At 57.4% G+C, this 19,129-nt stretch carries 15 protein-coding genes; 9 read left to right on the top strand and 6 right to left on the bottom strand.

All coding sequences use genetic code 11. From position 1 onward, the window contains the following. Nucleotide 1: 1 nt before the first annotated feature. The 5 genes from EMQ_RS15355 to fghA are packed head-to-tail and all read left to right on the top strand — an operon-like array spanning nt 2 to nt 5,886. A complete protein-coding gene (locus tag EMQ_RS15355; protein WP_010667030.1) occupies nt 2-1,897 on the top strand; it encodes a DUF3483 domain-containing protein in 1,896 nt (631 codons plus the stop codon). After that, nucleotides 1,894-3,114, top strand: coding sequence for an electron transfer flavoprotein subunit alpha/FixB family protein (locus EMQ_RS15360; RefSeq protein WP_010667029.1), 1,221 nt, complete (start codon nt 1,894-1,896; stop codon nt 3,112-3,114). Before EMQ_RS15355 ends, EMQ_RS15360 begins: the two co-directional genes overlap by 4 nt. Beyond that, a complete protein-coding gene (locus EMQ_RS15365) occupies nt 3,111-3,875 on the top strand; it encodes an adenine nucleotide alpha hydrolase family protein (protein ID WP_010667028.1) in 765 nt (254 codons plus the stop codon). The genes EMQ_RS15360 and EMQ_RS15365 overlap by 4 nt, the downstream gene beginning before the upstream one ends. 36 nt (nt 3,876-3,911) lie before the next feature. Then, nucleotides 3,912-5,024, top strand: a complete 1,113-nt coding sequence (locus EMQ_RS15370) for an S-(hydroxymethyl)glutathione dehydrogenase/class III alcohol dehydrogenase (RefSeq protein WP_010667027.1) — start codon at nt 3,912-3,914, stop codon at nt 5,022-5,024. A gap of 10 nt (nt 5,025-5,034) precedes the next feature. Further along, on the top strand, nt 5,035-5,886 hold the full coding sequence (gene fghA / locus EMQ_RS15375; protein ID WP_010667026.1) for an S-formylglutathione hydrolase: 852 nt from the start codon (nt 5,035-5,037) through the stop codon (nt 5,884-5,886). A gap of 3 nt (nt 5,887-5,889) precedes the next feature. Here fghA and EMQ_RS15380 read toward each other — a convergent pair whose 3' ends face one another. Genes EMQ_RS15380 through EMQ_RS15395 form a run of 4 tightly spaced genes read right to left on the bottom strand, consistent with a single transcriptional unit; the run spans nt 5,890 to nt 10,895 of the window. Then, the gene (locus EMQ_RS15380) at nt 5,890-6,636 is read right to left on the bottom strand and encodes a pirin family protein (protein ID WP_010667025.1); all 747 of its coding nucleotides are present in this window, start codon (nt 6,634-6,636) and stop codon (nt 5,890-5,892) included. Continuing rightward, on the bottom strand, nt 6,633-8,177 hold the full coding sequence (locus tag EMQ_RS15385; RefSeq protein WP_010667024.1) for an efflux transporter outer membrane subunit: 1,545 nt from the start codon (nt 8,175-8,177) through the stop codon (nt 6,633-6,635). The genes EMQ_RS15380 and EMQ_RS15385 overlap by 4 nt, the downstream gene beginning before the upstream one ends. Beyond that, nucleotides 8,164-9,240: an HlyD family secretion protein gene (locus tag EMQ_RS15390; protein WP_010667023.1), complete on the bottom strand. Its 1,077-nt coding sequence runs from the start codon at nt 9,238-9,240 to the stop codon at nt 8,164-8,166. The genes EMQ_RS15385 and EMQ_RS15390 overlap by 14 nt, the downstream gene beginning before the upstream one ends. Nucleotides 9,241-9,257: 17 nt before the next feature. After that, nucleotides 9,258-10,895, bottom strand: coding sequence for an MFS transporter (locus tag EMQ_RS15395; protein ID WP_026199972.1), 1,638 nt, complete (start codon nt 10,893-10,895; stop codon nt 9,258-9,260). A 118-nt stretch (nt 10,896-11,013) separates the two neighbouring features. On the opposite strand from EMQ_RS15395, the gene EMQ_RS15400 reads away from it, so the two are divergent. Continuing rightward, nucleotides 11,014-11,952: a LysR family transcriptional regulator gene (locus EMQ_RS15400; protein WP_010668413.1), complete on the top strand. Its 939-nt coding sequence runs from the start codon at nt 11,014-11,016 to the stop codon at nt 11,950-11,952. A 140-nt stretch (nt 11,953-12,092) separates the two neighbouring features. On the opposite strand, the gene EMQ_RS15405 is transcribed toward EMQ_RS15400, so the two are convergent. Beyond that, on the bottom strand, nt 12,093-12,662 hold the full coding sequence (locus EMQ_RS15405; RefSeq protein ID WP_010669424.1) for a recombinase family protein: 570 nt from the start codon (nt 12,660-12,662) through the stop codon (nt 12,093-12,095). 215 nt (nt 12,663-12,877) lie between these two features. Between EMQ_RS15405 and EMQ_RS15410 the strand changes: the two genes are divergently transcribed. From EMQ_RS15410 to sthA, 3 genes are all read left to right on the top strand, one after another. Further along, nucleotides 12,878-14,794: a Hint domain-containing protein gene (locus EMQ_RS15410; RefSeq protein ID WP_018307728.1), complete on the top strand. Its 1,917-nt coding sequence runs from the start codon at nt 12,878-12,880 to the stop codon at nt 14,792-14,794. 255 nt (nt 14,795-15,049) lie between these two features. Next, nucleotides 15,050-15,685, top strand: a complete 636-nt coding sequence (locus EMQ_RS15415; protein ID WP_180952774.1) for a helix-turn-helix domain-containing protein — start codon at nt 15,050-15,052, stop codon at nt 15,683-15,685. A 710-nt stretch (nt 15,686-16,395) separates the two neighbouring features. Then, nucleotides 16,396-17,880: a Si-specific NAD(P)(+) transhydrogenase gene (gene sthA / locus EMQ_RS15420; protein WP_018307727.1), complete on the top strand. Its 1,485-nt coding sequence runs from the start codon at nt 16,396-16,398 to the stop codon at nt 17,878-17,880. A gap of 147 nt (nt 17,881-18,027) precedes the next feature. On the opposite strand, the gene EMQ_RS15425 is transcribed toward sthA, so the two are convergent. Beyond that, on the bottom strand, nt 18,028-19,116 hold the full coding sequence (locus tag EMQ_RS15425; RefSeq protein ID WP_010668334.1) for a GlxA family transcriptional regulator: 1,089 nt from the start codon (nt 19,114-19,116) through the stop codon (nt 18,028-18,030). Nucleotides 19,117-19,129 lie beyond the last annotated feature (13 nt).

Genomic DNA, 19,129 nt, shown 5'->3' on the forward strand with positions numbered 1-19,129 from the left:
CGTGGCCGGGAGGACAGGTCTCCTCGCATCCGGGCTGGTCTGGGGGATGGCAGGCGCGCTCGCGGTCTCCGCCGTGCCGATGGTCCGGCGCTGGCGTAAAGGAAAAGCCAGCCCGAGGGACATGATCCGTGGGCTCGCCGCCGTGCCGCAGCGCTATCTCGTGGATGTCCACCATGCTGTCGAGCGTCGCAAGGGCGCGGCTCCAATGCATGCGCTGGTTGCAGGGGGGACACTAGCCGGTTCTGCGGTTCTCGCGGCTGGCGTGATTCCTGCGCTCCGTGAAAGCCGCCTCTACTGGGGCGGTGTTGGCGTGTTCTTCGTCACGGCCATTGGCGGCACGTATCTCGTGTGGAAACGCCGTAACCCGAAGAAGCCCTCCTGGCTCTCGGGAGGTAAATTCCTCTGGCTGCCGAATGCGCTGCTGGCGTGGAATCTTGGCGGCGCGCTTGTCGCGCTGGTGCATGTCGCCATGCCGGGAAGGACAGGCGTCGCACTCGTGCCGCTCGCCATGATGGCTGCCGGTGGCGCGGGACTGGTCGTGCAGGTAGCGCGTGGCCCGATGCGGCATGCGTTTTCCGGTGTGACATGGCTGGCGGCCCATTCGCGGCCGGAAAGGTTCGGCGGCGGTCGCAGCACCGATCTGCGCCCGCTGGATCTCGCGGCTCCCACGCTTGGCACGCTCGTTCCCGGTGATTTTGCGTGGAATATCCTTGCATCTTTCGATGCATGCATCGAATGCGGGCGGTGTGAGCAGCATTGCCCCGCTTTCGCTGCCGGACAGAGACTGAACCCGAAGGCGCTCATTCAGGGACTGGCGCTGTCCGCCCGCGGTGAGAACGCCAGCGTCTATACCGGCTCACCCGCGCCGCACGTACCCCCGACGGCGGGCAAGGGGAGCATGACCAGCGCGATCATCGGTGCGGATGCGATGATCCACCCCGATACGCTATGGGCCTGCACCACCTGCCGTTCATGCGTCGAGCAATGCCCGATGATGATCGAGCATGTGGACGCCATCGTCGATCTCCGGCGCGGCCAGACACTCATGTTAGGTGAAGTGCGCCCCGGAGCCGCGGATGCGCTGCGCCGCCTGCGTGACACCGGTGAGTCCGGGGGGCGTCCGCTGTCTGCCCGTGCGGATGGGCTGGCGGGCGAGAATGTTCCAGTTCTTACCGAAGCGGATGAGACAGACGTGCTGCTGTGGCTGGGCGATGGCGCGTATGAACTGCGCTACGCCCGCACGCTGCGCGCGCTCGTGAAGCTGCTACATCTGGCGGACGTGAAGTTCGCCATTCTGGGCGAGGCTGAACTGGATTGCGGCGATCTGGCGCGGCGTCTGGGGGATGAAGCGACCTTTCATGGACTGGCCACGGAAGTAATCAGCACCCTGAACAGCCGCCGTTTCCAGCGGATTGTCACCGCCGATCCGCACGCTCTGAACGTGCTGAAGAACGAATATCCGGCACTCGGCGGCAAGTGGGAAGTGGTGCATCACACCACGTTCCTCGACGAACTGGTCAGTGCGGGGCGTCTGAAACTCGATGCGCGCGATCTGCCATCCGTCGCTTATCACGATCCCTGTTATCTCGGACGCTACAATGGCGAATTCGATGCGCCGCGTCGTCTGCTGGCGGCGGCCTGCAAGACAACGGTCGAGATGGAGAGACACGGGAAGCAGTCCATGTGCTGTGGCGGCGGCGGTGGTAATCCGGTCAGCGATGTCGATGCCGAGCAGCGTATTCCTGACATCCGCATGGGACAGGCTGCCGAAGTCGGTGCTGCGATTGTCGCGGTGGGATGCCCCGGCTGCACGGCCATGTTGGAGGGCGTGCCGGAGCCGCGTCCCGAGGTGAAGGACATCGCCGAACTCGTGCTGGAAGCGGTGGTGCCCGCATGAATGCGCTCCGTCTCCGTCGAGATCCACGAGCCGAACGGGCGGCCCGTCTTGTGCCGGGAAACGGACGGCTGCGTTACGACATGAGCGCCACGCCGGATGGGCCGATGACGTCGCCTTCCGGTCGTTTGCGGCGTGATCCGCGCACGGAGCGGCAACGGCTTCTGACGACGGGACGGGATGGTCGGGCGCGTCTGGTGCGCTCTGGTCTTATCGGGCAGATGGCGGGAAGTGCTGCTTCCACTGCGTCTGTCGTAAAGAAAATTCGCGTCGAACAGCCGGAGTTTTTCATCATCGTTGTGCCCGACTTGCCTGAGGGACGGCTCGATCGGGCAGATCGTCAGGTGCTGGGCGCGGCCCGTAAGCTGGCGGATGCCGGAGGCGGGGCGGTCGTGGTCGTCGGTGAGACTGTCGATGAAGCATCGCTCGGTCAGGCAGGAGCAGATCGCTTTGTGCTGCTTTCCAGTGGTTCTGATCCTGACGGGCGCGTGGCGGAACTTGTCGCCGTGATGGATGCGCTGTCGCCACGTCATGTTCTCCTGCCGGAAAGCGAGGAAGGTGCTGACACGGCGCGGCGTCTTGCGGCTCGTACGGGTCTGGGGCTGTTGCCGGGGATTGAGGTACTGGGGCCGAAACAGGTCATTCGCCCTTGTGGCGCAGGGCGTCAGGAATGGGTAGGCGGCCTTGCCCCTCTGATGACGCTTGCGCCGGATCGTGTGCCGACATGGGAAGGGGACGCGCACGAAATCCTGTCTCTGGAAGAAACAATTGAAGGGCCGGTTCCGGCGTCTGCGCGCATGACGGTCGGCGCAGTCATTCCTGCCGATCCGGCCACCATGAATCTCGGAGATGCACCATTTGTCGTGTCGGCAGGACGGGGTGTGACGGATTTTGCCAGTTTTCGTGCCACCGTGCGCGCCCTGCACGCAACCCCGGGCGCGAGCCGTGTGGTGTGCGACAATGGCGACATGCCGCGTTCGACGCAGGTGGGTGCGTCCGGCACGATTCTCGACGCGCTGTGTTATGTCGCGCTGGGCATTGCCGGAGCACCACAGCATCTTCAGGGGCTCGGGCGGGTGGAGCATGTCGTGGCGGTCAACACCGACCTTCACGCGGCGATGGTGGCGCGCGCTGGTCTCGCCATCATTGCTGATGCACAGGCTGTCATGCCTGCGCTGTGCGAGATTCTCGCCGCTGAATATGGGGAGAAGGGCGCATGAAGGCTGTCATCCTTCTTTCCATCGGGATTGATCCCGTATCGGGTCGTCCTGCACCTGTGCCGGGGGAAATCCGCGCCATTGGACTCGCGCGCGAACTTGGCGTCACGCAGATGATCGGCCTGCATGTCGGACCGGCCAGCCCGGCTCTGGCGGAATATGGTGGTTATGGCCTTACGCACATTATCTGTCTGAAAGGTGGGGAAGCCGATCCTGTGCAGGCTCTGGCCGAGGCAGTGAAAACCCACGCCCTATTCGCGGATGGTGGGCCAGATCTGGTGCTGGCCGCTTCGCGCGGTCGCGGCGGCAGTGATACAGGCCTGTTGCCATATCAGCTTGCGCAGGCGCTCGGCTGGCCCATCGCCACCGATATTGGCGCGCTCATGGAACAGACCGCTGCCGGTCAACTGACCCTTGCTCAGTTTCGGGCAAGAGGAGCGGTCAAACCTGTTTCGGTGACATTCCCCTGTGTCGTCACCGTTCCGGAGACAGCCCGTTGTGTTCCCGCTTTTGTATTTGCCCGTCAGCGGGAAACGCGGGTGGACGAAGAGGTCGTTACGGTTCACCCTGCTTCTGCTGATGAAGAGGCAGGAACGCTTCGTCCTTATCGCAGACGTCCGAAACTGATTTCGGGCGCATCGAAGGACAGCGGAGGCGGCCAGCTTATGGTCGATCCCGATCCGCACGAGGCTGCGCGCGCGATTGTCGCGCATCTTCGTGCTCTGGGTGTTCTGCCCAATGCCGGTCAGGCTCCCGAAGCCTGATCATGGAAGTAACAGAGAAAGAAAGAGAAAAGCGCAATGGACGTAAGAGCTGCGGTAGCGTTTGAAGCCGGCAAGCCACTGGAGATCGAGACGGTCCAGCTCGAAGGCCCGCGCGAGGGTGAAGTGCTGGTCGAGATCAAGGCGACCGGCCTGTGTCACACGGACAAGTTCACCCTGTCCGGCGCTGATCCGGAAGGTCTGTTTCCCGCCATTCTCGGCCATGAAGGCGCGGGCATCGTTCGCGAAGTTGGCGCAGGCGTGAAACACCTGAAGCCGGGCGATCATGTCATCCCGCTCTACACGCCGGAATGTCGTGAGTGTAAATCCTGCCTTTCGCAGAAGACCAATCTCTGCACGTCCATCCGCGCAACTCAGGGCAAGGGCCTGATGCCGGACGGCACCTCGCGCTTCTCTTTCAAGGGACAGCCGATCCATCATTACATGGGCTGCTCGACCTTCGCGAACTTCACGGTTCTGCCGGAAATCGCGCTGGCGAAGGTCCGTGAGGACGCGCCGTTCGACAAGATCTGCTACATCGGCTGCGGTGTGACGACGGGTATTGGCGCGGTCATTTTTACGGCCAAGGTTGAGCCGAATTCCACGGTCGCCGTGTTCGGCCTTGGTGGCATCGGTTTGAACGTGATTCAGGGCGCGAAGCTGGTGGGCGCCGAGAAGATCATCGGCGTGGACATCAACCCGGCTCGTGAGGAAATGGCCCGCAAGTTCGGCATGACGCACTTCGTCAACCCGAAGGATCTGCCGGATGGTGACGTCGTTGGTCGTATCATCGAACTGACGGGTGGCGGCGCTGACTACACTTTCGAGTGCGTCGGCAATACGACCCTGATGCGTCAGGCTCTTGAGTGCGCCCATCGTGGCTGGGGTGTGTCCACGGTCATCGGTGTTGCTGGTGCCGGACAGGAAATCAGCACCCGTCCGTTCCAGCTTGTCACGGGCCGTCGCTGGATCGGCTCGGCGTTCGGTGGTGCGCGCGGCCGGACCGATGTGCCGAAAATTGTTGACTGGTACATGGAAAACCGCATCAATATCGACGATCTCATCACGCACAAGCTCCCACTTGAGAAAATCAATGAGGGCTTCGACATGATGACGCGTGGCGAGAGCATCCGCACTGTCGTCGAATTCTGAGGAGCAGGACATGACCCTGACAACAGCATCCAAACACGTCTGCTGCGGGGGCGAACTCGGCTTCTACACGGTCCAGTCGGAGGCTCTCGGGCTTCCGACCACCTTCGGTGTTTTCATCCCCGAAGGCGCGAGCAAGGACAAGCCAGTTCCCGTGCTGTATCTGCTGGCGGGACTGACCTGCACGCAGGATACGTTCCTGATCAAGTCGAACATCGTTCGTTTTGCGGCAAAGCATGGCATCGCTCTGGTGGCGTGCGATACATCCCCTCGTGGCGCGAATGTGCCGGGTGAGACGGATAGCTGGGATCTGGGAGTGGGCGCCGGTTTCTATCTGGATGCCACGCAGACACCCTGGCGGGCGCATTATCGCATGGGCACGTTCATCAGCGAGGAACTGCCGAAACTGGTCGCAAGCCAGTTCCCGGTTGATCTGACGCGACAGGGTATCTGCGGCCATTCGATGGGTGGTCACGGAGCGCTGGTCCATGCGCTCCGCTCGCCCGAGAAGTGGAAGTCCGTGTCGGCCTTCGCGCCGATCGTGCATCCGGCCGCTGTGCCGTGGGGCGAAAAGGCCTTTACGGCCTATCTTGGTCCGGACAAGGCAGCGTGGGCACAGCATGACGCCACTCTGCTTCTAAAAGCCGGTCATACGCACCCGACCACGATCCTTGTGGATCAGGGCGACGGCGATCAGTTCCTTGAGCGCGAACTCCAGCCCTGGCATCTGGAAGAGGCGGCAAAGGCGGTGGGCCAGAAGCTCACGCTACGTCGCCATGCAGGATATGATCACTCTTACTGGTTCATTCAGACCTTTATCGAAGATCACATGAACCACCATGCGAAGATCCTGAAAGGGGTCTGACGCTCAGATCGCAGGAACATCTGTCAGCAACAGGACGGATTTTTCCTGCGCGATGACTGTGAAGGTTTCGCAGTTTTCAAAAGCGGCGGCATCACCCTGAAAGAGAACGGCGTCTTTGATCGTGACATGCCCCGAGATGACAATCAGATAAAGATCACGTCCGGGCGTTGTCTGATAAACAGCGCCTTCATTGGCCGGAAGAGTTGCTCTCAGAAGACGGGCGCGGGTTTGCAGGGCTATCGGCGAACCGTCCGCGACGGTCTCTCCTTCTTCGGGATCATCTTCCGGAAAACCGGAGGCCAGGATACGGAAAGCGCCATCCTGCGTTTCAGGAAAAGCCTGTCGGACCTCCTGCGTCGGCTCACAGTTGGTCTGATCCGGAAGCAGCCAGAATTGCAGACAGTCCGTAGCACCTTGTTCAGCGCTCCAGTTGAGAGAGGTGCATCCCTGTCCGGCGCTGACAAGGTGCAGATCACCCGGTTTCAGATTTTCACACGAAAAATCATCAGTTTTCGTAGTCAGTGATCCACGCTCGACCCATGTGAGGATTTCCACGTTGGATTCAGGCCCGATCCGGTAACGATCACCCGAAGGTAGCGAAAGGATGTTCACGGCTCGCAGGCTGCCTTCATGAACATGCGTCGGATCCTGCCAATCCGCGAAGGCGAAGTGGCATCGAAGCGTCACGCCGTCGGAAAGCGCCGTGCCAAGTGATTCAGACCGACGGATGATCATTCTGGCTGCGTTCATGCGGGCATGTTCCTGTTGCTGGCGGCCGCCGGATAAAGAGTTTCCCAGCCTCCTCCGAGCGCACGGTAAAGGTGCGTGACAGAGAGTGCCACGCGTGCTGTCGCATCAACAAGCGCGCTCTGGGAAGCCAGAAGCGCATTCTGCACGGTCAGGACGTTCAGGAAGTCCGATGATCCTTCAACATACTGTGCTTTTGCTGTTTCCACGGCGATCTCGTTTTCATGCACCGCTTCCGCCAGTCGGTCCCGCTGGTTCTGCGCGGCGGTGAAGGTGGCCATGGCGTCGTCGATTTCCTGCCACGCCTTCAGGGTGGTGCGCTGGAAGAGTGTTGCAGCTTCCTGCTGTTGCGCCTTTCTCAGACGAAGCTGGCCGGTCAGACGACCACCCTCAAAGATCGGCAGCGTTGCGGTCGGACCAAACCCATATTGCCGGGAGGCCCATGAGCCCAATCCGCTAAACTGAAGCGCCTGCACATCCAGACTGCCGGACAGGGTGACGCGCGGAAAGAAGTCGGCGATGGCCACGCCGATATTCGCGGTCGCGGCGTGCAGACGTTCCGAGGCCATACGGATGTCAGGGCGTCGTTCGGCCAGTTCGGAGGGCAGACCGGCTGGCACTTCCTCCGGGACGGGCGGGACAACGGCAGGCTTGCCCAGTTCCGCATTCAGCGCGCCCGGTTCACGCGCCACAAGGAAACTCAGCGCATTGAGAAGATGGATTTCCTGACTTTTCAGCGGAGACAGGCGGGATTCAAAACTGTGAAGTTGTCCGGTCGCCTCGGCCACATCCAGTCGTGTCGCCGCACCCTGATCGAACCGCAGCGTCGTCAGTTGCACACTGTGACGGGCGATGTCGATATTGTGGTTCAGGATATCGATCTGCGATTGTGTGGCGCGTAGATCGATATAGTTCTGCGCCGTTTCCGCCATCAGCGAAACCAGCACGTCGCGTTGCATCTCCTGAGTGCCATGCATGGCAGCCGTCGCGGCTTCGACCTGCCTGCGGACATGACCCCAGAGATCGACTTCCCACGATGCGTTCAGACCATATTGCGGCAGATTGAAGGATGGATTACCGACTCCGCCGGGGAGCGCCACAGGCCCGAAACCCTGTGTGCCACTCGCGATGCTACCGGCTTCCGCCCGCTCCATCGTGCCCATCAGGCCGAGGATGCCGTTTGTGCTGGCGCGTTCGCGGGCATAGGAGCCGTTGGCTTCCATGTGAGGAAACTGTGCGGCGCTGGCGATACGCCGTTCCGCCGTGCTTTCCGCCAGACGGAAGGACGCGGCTTTCAGGTCGAGGTTCGACGCCGCGACGTCGTTTTCCAGACGGGTTAGAATGGGGTCGTTGAACAGCTTCCACCAGGCCGGATCGGTGGACGCGGTAGTGACCCGGCTTTCGGCGACAGGCAATGGATCGCGCCATTTTTCCGGCGTGGCCACCTGCGGCTTGTGAAAGTCGGGTCCGACCGTGCAGCCCGCCAGAGCCAGCACTGCCAGTCCTGAAAGGAGAGCCTGCCGCAACGGATTAGTGCCAGACATAGCGGTTATCTCCGGCATGTGGGCCTTCCGGCTTCGAGCTGGTATCGATGTTCACTTCCACCGACATGCCGACACGCACCTTTGCGGCAAGAGGCTGGTCGGCGTCGAAGGTCAGCTTGACCGGGATACGCTGCACGACCTTGGTGAAGTTGCCGGTGGCGTTGTCTGGCTGGATTGGCGCGAAGGCCACGCCCGTTGCGGGAGCGAGGGAGTCGACATGCGCTTTCAGCGGATGATTGGGAAACGTATCGACCCAGATGGTAGCGCGTTGTCCGGTCTGCACCTTCGTCAGCTGCGTTTCCTGAAAGTTCGCCAGCACATAGGCTGCCTGTGTTGGCACCACGGCAAGGATGCCGGTGCCCGGATGAACGTAAGCACCCACGCGCACGCCACGCTCGCCGACCACGCCGTCAACCGGGGCGGGGATGGTGCAGTAGGAGAGGTTCAGTTCGGCCTGTTTCGTATCGCCCTGTGCCCGAAGCAGAACGCCGCGCGCGCGCTCAAGCTGTCCCTTGAGGACGGCGATCTGCCGGACAGCGGCGTCAACACCGGCCTGATCGCGGGCGATGGCGGCCTGTTCTTCCTTCTCATGCGCTTCGGAAGACTGCTTCTGCTCAATGGTGCCTGCGCCACCCGCTGACAGATTGCGGTAACGAGTGGTGTTCTGGCGTGCGAACAGCAGGTTAGCCTGATCGGCGAGAACGGCTGCGCGGACCTCGGCGATCACTGAATCCTGCCGGGCCAGTTCCGCTTCCAGATTGGTCACGTCACCCTGTGCCGCCAGCACGTTGCCCTTCGCCACGTCGAGGGCGGCGCGGTAATCGTCGTCCTCGATATGAGCGAGTTCCTCACCCGCGCGGACCTGTTCGTTGTCCTGTGCGATCACGCGGTCAATACGCCCGGCGACCTTGGGTGCGACGGTCGTGAAGTCGGCGGTGACATAGGCGTCGTTGGTGTACTGGTTGATCCCGTCGCCGTTGACGAAGCGTGCGCCGCCCCATGCGACGCAGGCCAGCACCACAGCCGCGCATCCGGCATAGAGAAGAGGTTTTTTATAGATCATGACGGCTGTTTCCGGATTCAGCGGGCTGGAGCATTGGGTGAGGGCGCACGGGGCGGATAGACCCGGTGCGGCAGGATGAGATTCATGACGGCGTAACCAAGGCAGACCCAGATCAGCACGTAGTAGATGTCGTTCAACGCCAGTACGAGCGCCTGCTCATGCACATAGGTGTGGAAGACCTGAAGCGAATTGCGGGCGACATGGGCGCTGTCCGGCGACGTGACCGAAAGCTGCTGGTTGATCGGGTCGCCCATGCCCTGAAGGGCAAGGCCGTGCGTGCCGTGGTGATCGAGCAGCATGGTCGAGTGATACTGCTCGCGACGGCGTGTGGAGGCGGAGAACAGCGCAAAGGCGACGGCGTTGGCCAGTCCCTTGAGCATGTTCACCATGCCGGAGATGAAGGGGCCGTCCGCCGGTCCCATCGCCATCGTCGCCAGCATGAGGGTGGGGATGACGGTCATGGGCTGGCCAAAAACCTGAAGGATCTGGAGCAGATAGAAATTGTCCCGTACCCAGTCGACCGTCAGCCATGTGCCGAGATAGGCCGAGCCTGCGAGGCAGAGCATCCCGCCCGCCAGCACGAAGCGGCAATCCACCTTGCGGCTGTTACAGATGGCGGCGATCAACGGCAGCATAATGAGCTGCGGCAGGGCCACGACCAGTGAGACGGGAGCAGCCTGAATAGGGCGATAGCCACGCACCGCTTCAAGATAGGTCGCCGGAATGCCGCCCATGATGGAACAGATGGCGAGGATGCCCACCAGCGACAGCAGCGACGCCTGAATGTTGCGGGATTTCCAGTACTGGATACGGAAATACGGGCTGGGGTGATACGCCTCGTTGATCACGAAGACGATAAAGGCAGCCAGCCCCCAGAAGGTCAGGTTAGTGATGATCGGAGAGCGATACCAGTCCAGCCGGTCGCCCTGATACAGCACGATGACCAGCGAGCAGATGGCGGGCAGGCCGACCAGAATGCCGAACCAGTTGAACTTCTCGAACCGCTCGAAATGCATCGGGTCTTTTGGCAGCCCGTAGGCCATCATGGCGATGGCGAGCGCCGCAGTGGGGATGATCTCCCAGTACAGCCAGTGCCAGCCGACATGCTCAAACCAGAACGCCTCTAGTGGCAGGCCAAGATTCGGGCCGAAGGTCGCGCTCATGGCGTAGCCGCCGATGCCAAACACGCGGATCGGTGGCGGCAGGTATTTCAGCATGACGGTCATCAGCACTGGCGGCAGGCAGCCGCCCGCGAGACCCTGAAAGGCGCGCAGGATGCAGAGCGATGTGACGTCCGGCATGAAGGGGGCCGGGATGGAGAGCAGCGCCAGCATCGCCGTCATGAAGATGGAGAAGCGGTAGATCGAGAACGTCATGTAGAACCACGGCGTGAAGGCCATGGCGGCGATGTTGAACGCCTCGTAGATGGCGATGACCCACGTGCCTTCATCGTGACCGATGTGCATCGCGCCGCGAATGTCGGACAGGCCGATCTCGGTAACATGCTCGTTGAAACCCGCCACATGCACCGCGAGCAGCATGCCGAGGCAGCCGATCACGGTCCGCAGGCCGAACGGCGGGATGTAGGACGGCATCGGCGGTGCGGCATGAATGACGGGCGCGCCGGTTGCCGGTGCGGGGGCTGCGATGGTCATGCGCGCATAATCATCAGGAAACCGGCAGTGAAAACCCTCACTTCGGATAGGCAATGATTCCACTTTCCGGAACGGTTAGTGCTGGTCCCTGCGCTGGGCGAAGTCTATAGCTGGAAGGATGCGAGGCTATGATCTTGATTTGCTACGCTACCTTCAGGTGCTGATCGAGGAGGAAAGCGTCTCGGTCGCTGCGCGTCGCCTCAAGGTGAGCGAGCCAGCGATGAGCCGTCATCTGGCCAAGTTGCGGACGGTCTTTTCCGATCCCATTCTTGTTCAGTCTGGTCGTCGGATGACAGCGTCATCCTTTGCCGCCGGTATTCTGGATCGTGTGCAGGAAGTCGTACGGGCGGCGGACAGTCTGATCGAGACACAGGTTATGGCCGATCTGGCCAACATGGAGCCGACCTTCACCATCCGCGCCAATGATCTGATCGTCGCCGCACTTGGTTTGCCCCTGTTGCGCGCTCTGCGTCAGGAATGCCCCAAATGCGAGATCGTCTTCGCGCCGGAAGTGGATGATCCGGCGTCCGATCCTCTGCGTCACAACAGCATCGATCTCTACATCGGCGCGACCGACAGCATGAAGCCGGAAATCCGAAGGCAGACACTGTTCCGTCACCAGATGTATGGGCTGGTCCGGAAAGGCCACCCCATTCTGGCCGAGCCGATTACGCCGCAGAGTATGGTGCTGTACGATTATATCAGCGTGTCCCGGCGGGGCAGGGCGCGGGGACCGATCGACTGGGCCTTGCGGGATCATTATGGGCTGACCCGCCGTATTGTGATGGTCGTGCCGAATTATCACGCCATGGTCGAGAGCATGAAGGATACGGACCTCATTCTGGCGGTCCCGGATCTTGTGTTGCAGCATATCTCCATGGACGCGCTTGGTCTGGCGGCCTTCGCATTTCCGTTGTCCCTGCCTTATGTCGAAGCGTTTCAGGCATGGCATCCACGGCGCGACACGGACCCGGTGCATCGATGGCTACGCGAGACGCTGTTCCGGGTTTCTCGCGGTATTTTCACCAGTGAACCTGACAAGGACATCAAAGTGTAAGGTGTCATTATTGCAGATTAGACAATATTTCGGTTTCTATTAAATGGCTATATATTTATTATGATTATCTGAATATTTAAAAATATTATTATTTATGAAATTATGTAATTACCATAATATGGGTTAATAAAAACAAAATATCACTGTTTCGTGATTTTTTCTGTTGCTATACGTGATACGGTGCTGAGGCTGATTCCAAAGTCAGTAGCAATTTCTTTCAATGGCTGACCAGCCAAACGTCGGATCTTGATTTCCTGACGCTGAATATTGGTAATGCGTGTTGGACGTCCCATCTTGACGCCTGCGTTTCGTGCGCGGGCACGTCCTTCCGCAGTGCGTGTGCGGATCAAATCACGTTCAACATCAGCCAACCCGCCCAGAACGGCAAGCATCAGGCGACCCGTGCTTGTTGCCGTGTCTGCCCACGGCTCCGCAAGTGAGTAGAACTGTGCTCCTTTTTGCGTGATTTTTCTTACGATGGCAAAGAGGTCAAAGGTGCTTCGGGCTAGACGGTCAATCCTGGTGACAATCACCGTATCACCCTCCGAAATAGACCGTATGAGTCTTTTCAGTTCACTTCGTTCTGAATCAGCCCCACTCGCTTTTTCTTTGAATATCTTGTTGCAACCGCAGGACCTGAGTGTCTGCACCTGCATATCCAGTGTCTGTCCAATCGTGCTTACGCGTGCATACCCAACCCTGTTGCTCATTCGAAATCCTATCATTGAAGATTTTTCACTTATGGTAGGATGAGGGTTTGCGCAAATCGTGATTTTTGAGAGAGGCTTTTTGTGTGTTTTGTTTTTTCTATCTTTAAATTGCTTGCAAAACAGTAGTCGGCGAGATAGGGTTAGATTAGGAAGTCACGAAACGCAAATGTTCGGTTTTTACGTTTGCAAAATTCACAATTTGTGAGAGGTCGGCTATGAGTAGCGTAGGGACGTATTACACATACGAAACGGATTCTCAGGGTAATTACGTTCTTGACGCCAGCGGCAACAAGATCGTTGAAACGACGTGGACTATCTCTGACGCGGGTCTGGGTGCTTCCAACGTAACAATTGCAGATTCAAGTGGAAATACGGTTGAAACATTAACGGGGGTTCCTGACTCTCTTTTGCGTGGATATCATATCCAGACCGGAACTAGTGCGGTCAACGGCAGTCTTGTTTCTGTAATCGGTGGAGACTGGGTGTCGGTCCCTGGATCTACGGGTACTATTGATATTGTTCTATCTGCTCTTTCTGCGCCTGTTTTTACGATTGGTGGAACCACGGATATTAATTTTCTGGTCAATGCCGCTACAGCAATTACGGTGGATGTATATGGCGGCACGGCTTCATTTTCGGGTGGTCTAGTAGCCGGTGCCTTGAGCGGCTCAACTATCAATATTGGTTATGGCGGAACTTATAACGGCAACACTCAGTTGGTTAGCCTGCTTCAAGGAACGACGGTTAATTTTACGACAGGTGGCGGCACACTTGTTCTGAATGGCGGTGGTGTGTTCCTCAATCTGTCAGGCACGACAATTGCCGGATATGACCCGTCTAAAGATACGATCGAAATACAGAATACAGTTGCGCCTGTTTCCGGATATATTATCTCCGGCAGCGGTGATACACGCACTATTACTCTGATTGGAAGTGACGGGACGCAGTCAGCCGAATACACGGTCACGGTTGCGTCAGGGGCAAATGTTCCTGTGGGCACTTACAATAACTCAGTCAATTCGGCTGATTTGGAGACAAACCCGCTGCGGATCACTTATGCTAATGGCAATACCTACATTGGTGCTTGTTTCCTTGTTGGCAGCATGATCCGAACATCTAAAGGTGAAGTTGCTGTTGAGGATGTGCAGATTGGTGATGTGTTGTCAGTATTTGACTGGCGGAATAACGCGGAGATCAGTAGGGCGGTTACGTGGGTTGGTAATCAGAAAGTTGTTGTCCGTGGGGGGCTTCCTGACGATGAGGCGGGTTATCCTGTTCGTGTGCTGAAGGACGCAATCGCAGACGGTGTGCCTTATAAGGATATGTTGATCACGTCGGAACATTGCTTGTTCTTTGAAGAAAGCTTTGTTCCGGTTCGGATGCTAGTGAACGGAAGGTCAATTTTCTACGATAAAACAATCACTAGCTATACCTATTACCATGTCGAGACAGAGTCGCACTCAGTCATCTGGGCGGATGGGGTGCTAACGGAAAGTTACCTTGATACAGGTAACAGGTCATCGTTCAAACAGCATGGAAACCTTGCAGTTTTGGGTGGCGGAAGAGAAAAATCTTGGGAGAAAGACGGTGGAGCGTCGTTAACTGTCGCGCGGAATTTTGTGGAACCGCTATTTCGGGCGATTGACCAACGTGCTGAGGTTGCTCGGGTGGAATGGAAGAAAGGGCAGCCAGTTCTTACGGAAGATGCGGATATGCACCTTGTGACGGAAGCTGGAGCTACTATACGTCAGGTGCGTGAGCATGACGGGTATATTATGTTTATGATCCCAGCATCCGTTGAGAAGGTGCGTATTATTTCCAAAGCCAGTCGTCCAACTGATGTGATTGGTCCTTTTGTCGATGATCGTCGCCAGTTGGGTGTGGCTATTGGTGAAATTACTCTCTTCGAAAGTGGTCGGAGGGTGTCCGTAACCAGTCATCTGGCGGATACTGAGGTTGAAGGATGGCACGGGCTGGAAGGAACAGAAGCGCGCTGGACTACAGGTAATGCTGTTCTCCCGCTCGGCAAGCGTCCTTCCGCCGGAGTGGCTATGTTGATTATGCGGGTTATGGCCGCTGGGCCATATCTAATGGCAGGTCAGGACACAGAACTCATGCGAGTGTCAGTCTAGATTTGCGCGCTCCGTTCCCTGTCGGAGAACGGAGCATTTTTCAGAAGAAACCCCATATTGTTGTCCGGAAATATATTGAACGGCAGACACGAAGGTTTTGTCGACTATGAAAAATATTGAGGGTCTGAGGGGATTATCTCCTAGATGGGAGGTCGATGATCCTCTCAGACCATTCAGAGGAATTTTTTTCGCAATCATTCTCAGCTCAATTCTATGGGGAGCATTGATGTTTCTCGTATTCAGGAGGACCTGACCATGACGAGTATTCGTCTACAAGCAGGGCAGCTCTGGGGTAAGAACTCAGATCATGTTGTGAATCGTCGTGTTATACTTGTGGAAGGACATTCAGTTGCTTTCCGTGAAGAAAAGCGGACGGACAGATGCTTCCTTCAGGCTGTAGCAATCGCGGATTTTGTTGGCTGGATTCGAGTGCAGCAAGCGATTCTCTTTGAATGCGACATGCATCAGTCATGGTCAAGAGCTTCTGATGAGGAAATTGGAAAGCGTCTGCTGATACAACGGGTGCAGGCTGGTCTTTCACAGGGAGATGTAGCGCAAAAAACGGGTCTATCTCGTGCTGCTATCGCGTTGTGGGAAGGCGGAAAACGCGGTTGCTCAATAAGGAATCTTTCACGAGTTGCTGTTGCTATTGGAGTGGATTTTGATACATTGATCAGGAGTGCATCGTCAAAAAATGGAGAGACGTTTGAAGAACTTTCTTTAGAAGACAGGCGTCTACTCGGTTTGTTTCGAGTGGTGGATATAACGTCTCGGGCGGAGGTGATGCGTTGGCTTGAAATAAGGGCATCAGCGCAGTCAGTCCTTCGCCGGAGAGGCGACCCTTTCACAAACCAATTGTGGCATCTCTACAGTTCCTTGGCTCAGTCATGAACAGCGATTGTTCTTATGCGACAGCTTCGATTGTAGCTGAATTATTTGTTGGTCCGGAATGTCTTGCTCCTTGATGTTGGCAGGAGTCTTTTAGTAAGACGTCTGCTGGGACTTGTAGATAGCTAAATGTTATTCACGGCTTACATGGTATTTTATGATGGAACGACGTATCCAGTGTTTGCTCTTGGGAAAAGTGAGGATATACGAAGGCACAGCTAGCGCCTGTGTTATGGATTTTTGATTGAGGCGTCTTATACTTTCGTGTCGGATGAGGGGCAGCGCCACCGCTGTTAAGCCAAGAAGTGTGTGAGGCGATGCAGCGAATCAGACGGGAAAGCACGGATAAAACATTCAAAAGTTCGACGTCATTTGAGTAGGCGGTAGATCAAGTAAAAGATCAACTGTCAGCCTTTATTGCTCTGTCAGTCGTTGAAGGTAGATTGGAACTTAAGGCTGCAAAAGAAGCCGCAGTCTAGGCGCTTCTCGCAGCCGTGCAAAAACTTGTAAGCCAAACAAACCTTGATCACTAGAATATCATCCATTGAATGAGAGTTAGTTATATCGCAATGCAAGTTAGAGACTTGTCACAAGCCTTGAGGCTTGCCTATTGGTGAGCAAAAGCGGTCAGTAACATCTGTTGGCTTACAAAGCGGAACCCTTCATGCGGCTATGCGTCATGATTGCAGATGGAAACAGGCGGGCAAGAGCGTATGGCTGAATCGTTTGATTATGACCTGATTGTCATCGGGAGTGGACCTTCAGGTCGGCGGGCAGCCGTTCAGGCTTCCAAATTCGGACGCTCCGTGCTGATCATCGACAGACGCGGACAACTGGGCGGCGTTTCCGTCCACACCGGAACCATTCCGTCGAAAACCCTGCGGGAAACGGTGCTCAACCTGACCGGTTGGCGTGAGCGCGGAATTTACGGGATCAACTATCGGGTCAAGCAGGATATCGGGGCGCAGGATCTCGACATGCGTCTTGGTAAAACCCTGCAGGACGAGGTTGATATTCTGGAACACCAGTTCCTCCGCAACGGCATTACCGTGGAATATGGCAGCGCCAGATTCATGGGGCCGCATACGGTCGAAATCGAGGATGACGAAAAAAACCGTCGTATCGTCAGCGGCAAGGCGATTGTCGTGGCGGTGGGGTCCGTACCGCATCGACCAAGAAATATTCCGTTTGACGGAAAACGCGTCATCGACAGTGACGGTATGGTCAGTCTGGAACGTATTCCCCGCTCACTGACCGTTGTTGGCGCGGGTGTGATCGGCATCGAATATGCGACCATCTTCAGTGCGCTGGATGTGCGTGTCACCATCATTGATCAGCGTGACCATATTCTCGATTTCATCGATCGTGAGGTGGTGGATGAGTTCGTTCACCAGCTGCGTGACCAGAGCGTCAATTTCCGCCTCGGCAGCGCCTTGGAATCCATTGTGATCGAGGCCGAACAGCCCGTCGCTATTTTGGAAGGTGGACGACGGGTTCGTGCTGACGTCCTGCTTTATACAGGCGGCAGACAGGGGGCGACGGCGGGCCTCAATCTGGCTGCTGCGGGGCTGGAAGCGGATAATCGCGGACGTCTCACAGTTGATCCGGTGACGTTCCAGACCAGCGTGCCCAGCATCTACGCGACGGGCGATGTGATCGGTTTTCCGGCTCTGGCTTCCACATCCATGGAGCAGGGCCGCATTGCCGCCTGTCACGCCTGCGGCCAGCCTGTGCCCCCGGCTCCGAAATTTTTCCCTTATGGAATCTACTCGGTTCCCGAAATCTCCATGGTCGGGATGACAGAGGAGGAAGTCCGGAAAAAGAAAATCCCTTACGAAACAGGGATTGCCCGTTTTCGCGAAACCTCCCGTGGTCAGATCATGGGCGAGCGCGGTGGTTTTCTGAAGATCATCGTTTGTCTGGAGACGCACAGACTTCTCGGTGTGCATATTGTCGGAGAAGCGGCGACCGAACTGATCCACATCGGTCAGGCTGTTCTGAACTTTGATGGCAGCTTCGAGTATTTCATTGAAGCAACCTTCAATTATCCAACCTTTGCCGAAGCCTACAAAAGTGCGGCTCTGGATGTATGGAACAGGATTACACCCCGTCATGAAGGAGAGGGGGAACCCCCGGCTGTTTCGCCTGAGGATTCAGCTCCCCGTCGAGCAAAGAAAGTTTCGGCAGAAAAAGGGTGAGATGTAGTTTGTTAGGAGAGTTTTTGAGGCTGTGTGAGAAAATTTCTGTAAATCATGCAGAAGTTTTTGGTAAAGCTTTTTCCAAAAAGCCTTGGAATGTGCCAGTCATGAGAAAATTTTAGCATTTTCTCATGACTGGCCGCGCAATCAGGTAGATTCAAACAACCTAACGCCCGCTCGTTCCCGGGACTTCAGGCTGGCAAGAAGCGGGGAAAGGGAAAGTGGTGTCTGCTCACTCCGTCCTTTTACCGAGCTCGGCGAATGACCGAACATGGTCTTGAACTGGCGTGAAAAATGCGCGCAATCGGAAAAACCGGTTTCGATCGCGACCTGAGTGATCGACATTTCTCCTTGAGAGAGAAGAGACCGGGCATAGCGCAGCCGGATCATCCGGTAGAACACCGCAGGACGGATGCCCAGAACCGACTGAAACAGTCTTTCCAGCTGGCGCGAAGAAATACCGAGCCGTTTGGCAACGGAGCTGATCGGGAGCGGGTCGATCATGTTCTGCTCCATTTCCATCATTGCCCGCCTGACCCGCTGATCGACCACATGCTCAATATCTTCACTAATCGGCGGGTGAGGCTGAAGAGAGGGGGTATCCCCACGACGGGGGCGATCCAGAAGCAGAATATGACTGGCTTTGCGCGCCAGCGGACGGCTTAGATGCTTTTCGATGAGATGCAAGGCCAGTTCCGCCGTTCCGCCGCCACCTGAACAGGTGATGCGGTCGCCATCAACCAGATACATCTGCTCGCTGGTGACCTGCTGATCCGGGAATTCTTCCAGAAAATCCTGACGATGATACCAACTGACGCAGCAAGTGCGACCGCTCATCACACCAGCCCGCGCCAGCACGAAAGCGCCTGTGCAGATGCCGATCAGCGGTATGCCGAGACTGGCAGCCTTCTGAAGATAGCGTATGGCCGCTTCATCCACCTGCCTGCGCCCATGCAGCAGACCACCCACGACGGCGATATAGTCAAACTCGGCGGGATTGATCAGGTCAGATGTCCGGCTGACGGAAATGCCGCAACTGGCGCGGATGGATTCCGGCCGACTGTTCATGATCTGCCAGCTGCACAGGATGGGGCGGCTCTTGTCCTCCTTGTCGGCGGCAAGGCGGAGATGGTCGATGAACAGGGAGAAGGCGGACAGAGTAAAATTCTCCGCCAGAATGATTCCGACACGCAGGCTCGGTGTCTCGGTGGGTAGCGACTGTTTCCGTTGCAACATACTGCACCTCCAG

The organism is Acetobacter aceti NBRC 14818, from assembly GCF_000193495.2.
GTDB classification, from domain to species: Bacteria; Pseudomonadota; Alphaproteobacteria; order Acetobacterales; family Acetobacteraceae; genus Acetobacter; species Acetobacter aceti.